4 protein-coding genes are annotated in these 4,106 nt (G+C 58.3%); 2 read left to right on the forward strand and 2 right to left on the reverse strand.

Features of this window, described 5'->3' with window-relative positions; genetic code table 11:
• Positions 1–23: 23 nt before the first annotated feature.
• Together QVO43_RS05535 and QVO43_RS05540 are read right to left on the reverse strand one after the other, a co-directional pair.
• Positions 24–1,217, reverse strand: coding sequence for an alanyl-tRNA editing protein (locus QVO43_RS05535; RefSeq protein ID WP_022487565.1), 1,194 nt, complete (start codon positions 1,215–1,217; stop codon positions 24–26).
• Positions 1,198–2,196, reverse strand: a complete 999-nt coding sequence (locus QVO43_RS05540) for an elongator complex protein 3 (protein ID WP_022487566.1) — start codon at positions 2,194–2,196, stop codon at positions 1,198–1,200. Before QVO43_RS05540 ends, QVO43_RS05535 begins: the two co-directional genes overlap by 20 nt.
• Before the next feature lie 210 nt (positions 2,197–2,406).
• Here QVO43_RS05540 and QVO43_RS05545 point away from each other — a divergent pair, with 210 nt between their 5' ends.
• Together QVO43_RS05545 and QVO43_RS05550 are read left to right on the forward strand one after the other, a co-directional pair.
• On the forward strand, positions 2,407–3,432 hold the full coding sequence (locus QVO43_RS05545) for a branched-chain amino acid aminotransferase (RefSeq protein WP_012938730.1): 1,026 nt from the start codon (positions 2,407–2,409) through the stop codon (positions 3,430–3,432).
• Between the two features lie 356 nt (positions 3,433–3,788).
• The coding region (locus tag QVO43_RS05550; RefSeq protein WP_288174589.1) for a hypothetical protein at positions 3,789–4,106 on the forward strand (318 nt) is incomplete at its 3' end.

Genomic DNA, 4,106 nt, shown 5'->3' on the forward strand with positions numbered 1-4,106 from the left:
GCCCCTCTTTTCCCCTGCTATTTTTATCCCCTGATTCCTTCCACCAGTTCCTTTACCTTTTCCTCCCAGTCCGCTCCGGCGGTGCCGCCGCCCTGGGCGCTCTGGGGACGGCCTCCCCCCCGGCCTCCAAACAGTTCATTGGCTTTGGCGCAGCAGGCCCTGCAGTCCCCTTCCGCTCCTTCGCTTAAGGCGAACTGGTACATAAGCCGGTCCCCCTCTTTGGTGAACACCGCCGCCAGCACCCCGGGCTGGGCACTGGCCAGCTTCATGGCGCTTTTTCCGTCCGCCGCCGTGCCTTCCAGGGTGAGCACCAGGAGTTTGGTGCCGTTGGGCAGCACCGGTGCCTGGGCCATTTTTTCCGGCAGCTGGAGCCGGATCAGTTCCTGGGTCTTTTCCCGTACCTTCCCCCGGAGATCCAGGATCTCCTGGTGGAGTTTTTCCACCGCTGGCAGCACGTCTTCCGCCTTCACCGACAGGAAATTGCTGGTGTCTTCCAAAATCCGGTTCCGTTCATGCATGGCCCTGAGGGCCCGGTTGCCGCAGAGGAATTCGATCCGGCTGCCTCCCTTGTGCCGGACGAACCGGATGATCTGGATGGACCCTACCATGCCCGTATAGGGGGGATGGGTGCCGCAGCAGGTGCAGATGTCCCCGTTTTTGATGTCCACCAGCCGCACGGTGCCCCTGAGTTTTTCGTTCTTTTTCCGCAGGGGATACTTCCCCAGTTCCGATGCATCCACATAATGGAGGGAAACAGGTTCGTTGGCCCACAGGCACTCATTGGCCATCCACTCCGCCTTTTTGGCCTTTTCCTCGTCGATTTCCTGGTCCAGGTCGATGAACACACTGTCTTCATTCATATGGAAGCCCACATTGTTGGCCCCGCAGGTTTTCCAGAAAGCATAGGACAGGATATGCTCCCCGCAGTGCTGCTGCATCCGGTCCAGACGCACCGGCCAGTCCAGCTTCACGGTGACGGTCTTTCCCGGTTCCACCGGCGCATGGGTCCAGTGGCGCACCTCCGGCCCGTCTTCCGAGGCATAATATACCGGCACCGTATCCAGCCAGCCCTTGTCGGACAGCTGGCCGCCCCCTTCCGGGAACAGCACCGTCCGGTCCAGGATCACTTCATAATGGTCCTCTTTTTGCTCACAGGAACGGACCACCGCCGTACAGCTCTGGAGCAGAGAATCGTTTTCATACAGTTTTTCTGTCATGGAACCTCACCTCGAACTTTTCTCCCGTCTGGAATGCCACCCGGACCTTTCCCGTCTCTTCCCACAGACGGACATTGCTCCGGTGCTGGCCCCGGACGATCGAAGCCAGCCTGTCCGGACAGGTGATAATCATATTATAATCCCCACCGGGGAGCTCTGCAATCTTCTCCAGCACCTGGAGCCCCACCCCCCGGCTTTTCACCAGTTCCCCGAAGGCAGGATGGAAGGGCCCGGCCAGGATGTGCCCCGGAGCGCACAGTTCCCGGTCCGGTTGGAGGCCCAGGCGGATCACCTGGATCCCGGCGGCGGTGAAGTCCCGGTACAGGGGCCAGCAGGCATCCACCGCCTCCTCCACCGTCTGGGGCCTGTATACTCCCTGGCGCCACTGGTCCGCCAGGAGCGTCCCTTCGATCACCAGCACCGGGTAGATCCGTACCATGTCCGGGCGGAGGGCAAGCACCTGGGCTTTGGTGTCTTCCAGGCTGGGCCCGTCCTGGCCCGGGAGCCCGGTCATCAGCTGGAGCCCCAGCCGGAAGCCCCCCTGCCGGATCAGCCGGGAAGCCGTGCGGACCTGGGCAGCCGTATGGCCCCGCCGGGCCAGTTCCAGCACCCGGTCATCCAGGGACTGGGCCCCCAGTTCGATGGTTTCCACCTGGTGGACCCGGAGACGGTCCAGGATTTCCGGGGTGATGGCGTCCGGCCGGGTGGACAGCCGGAGAGGGCCGCACAGCCCCTGCCCTCTCCAGGTTTCCGCCAGATCCAGCAGGGCCTCCTGCCGGTCAGGAGCCAGGGCGGTGAAAGAGCCGCCGTAAAAAGCCAGTTCGTTGGCGGGATCGGGACGGACCCAGCCAAGGAGGTTTTCCATCTGCCGCCGGGCTCCGGCCAGGCTGCTGTCCCCCTCCCCGCTGATGGTCCGCTGGTTGCAGAAGGAGCAAAGGTGGGGACACCCGGCGTGGGGGATGAAAATGGGAAGGATCATGGGATCGGGACTCCTTTCAGATTGTGTTCGCTATTCCCTCCCATTATACCCTTTCTGTATCAGATGTTGCAATTCCTGTGGCCATCCCACCGTCTTTTTTACTATTTCATTGACAAACCCGTTGCAGATGGGTAATATATTGAGGTATACAAAATTCATTTTTGTAACATAATCTATAGCATATCTATAGGAAAGAAATGAGGGGTTTGTATGTCTAATGTAAACATCGATTGGTCCAAACTGGGATTTGAATACCAGCCCATTGCCCAGCGGTATGTTGCCAACTTCAAGGACGGCAAATGGGGCAAAGGCGGTCTCACCGGTGATGCCAACGTGGTCCTGAATGAATGTGCCGGCATCCTGCAGTACTGTCAGGAAGTCTTCGAAGGCCTGAAAGCCTACAAGACCAAAGACGGCCGCACTGTGACCTTCCGTCCGGATCAGAACGCCAAACGGATGATTGATTCCGCCAAACGGCTGGAAATGCCTCCGGTCTCTGAAGAAATGTTCATGGAAGCCGTGGACGAAGTGGTCCGGGCCAACAAAGACTACATTCCTCCTTTTGAAAGCGGCGGCGCCCTGTACCTGCGCCCCTACCTGTTTGCCACCGGCCCGGTGATCGGGGTGAAACCCTCCGCTGAATACCAGTTCCGTCTGTTCGGGACCCCTGTGGGCAACTACTTCAAAAACGGCGTAAAGCCCATCACCATCTGCGTATCCGATTTCGACCGTGCGGCACCCCGGGGCACCGGCCACATCAAAGCCGGCCTGAACTACGCCATGAGCCTCCACGCCTACATCACCGCCCATCACAACGGGTTCGATGAAAACATGTACCTGGATCCGGCCACCCGGACTTACGTGGAAGAAACCGGCGGCGCCAACTTCCTGTTCGTGAAAAAGGACGGCACCCTGGTCACCCCGAAATCCGATTCCATCCTGCCCTCCATCACCCGCCGTTCCCTGATCACCATCGCAACGGATATGCTGGGCATGAAAGTGGAACACCGTCCGGTGAAATTCTCCGAAGTGGCTGATTTTGCCGAAGCCGGCCTGTGCGGCACCGCTGCCGTCATCTGCCCGGTGGGCAAAGTGGTGGACCACGGCAAGGAAATCTGCATCCCCAGCGGGATGGAAGAAATGGGCCCTGTGCTGACCAGACTGTACAAGACCCTGAGAGGTATCCAGATGGGCGAAATCGAAGGCCCGGAAGGCTGGATCCACGAAGTGAAATAATTGATGGCAAGAAAAAAGACTGTCGCTTCCGCGGCAGTCTTTTTTTGTCGGCGGTCAACGGTCAGCGGCCGATGGAAATCATTTTTTGCAAATTGATTTTGAAACAGAATACACCGTTTTTTCCGTTCAAGAGTATATGGCGGGGAGCCGGGCCTGCGCCCCCTACGGTCCCGTACTCGTCACTTTGCTGCATAACCATACTGCGATGAAGGTTTCGCCAGGAACTTGTTGACCCCCACCAGGAAAATACCCGAGTGGACAAATCTCCCTTCTTTTCTTATAATGAATAAACAGGTAACTTTATGCAACCCTTCTCCTGGCTGAGGGGAGGATACTTTTTTCGAGGTGTATCCGTCATGGCTAAAATCCGCAGTCTCCGTCTTCAACTCACCATCGTCATTGTGGCCATCACCGTTGTACTGACCCTGATCATGGGAATGATGAACATCAGGAGCATCAACATCTATTCCACGGAAGTGGCCAATACGGGGCTTAACTGGCAGACCCAGAAAACCGCCGGCAGCCTGAACCGTATGCTGATCAGGACCCAGGATGCGGCTGATTTCGTTGCAGGCACGGTCCAGCAGGATTTTACTACCATTTCCCAGGTCCAGGACCCGGACTTCCGGGAATCCCGGAAAAATCATATCCGCCGCCGGTTTGAAGCAGCGGCG

The organism is Acidaminococcus sp. CAG:542 (assembly GCF_000437815.1).
Classification (GTDB): Bacteria; Bacillota; Negativicutes; order Acidaminococcales; family Acidaminococcaceae; genus Acidaminococcus.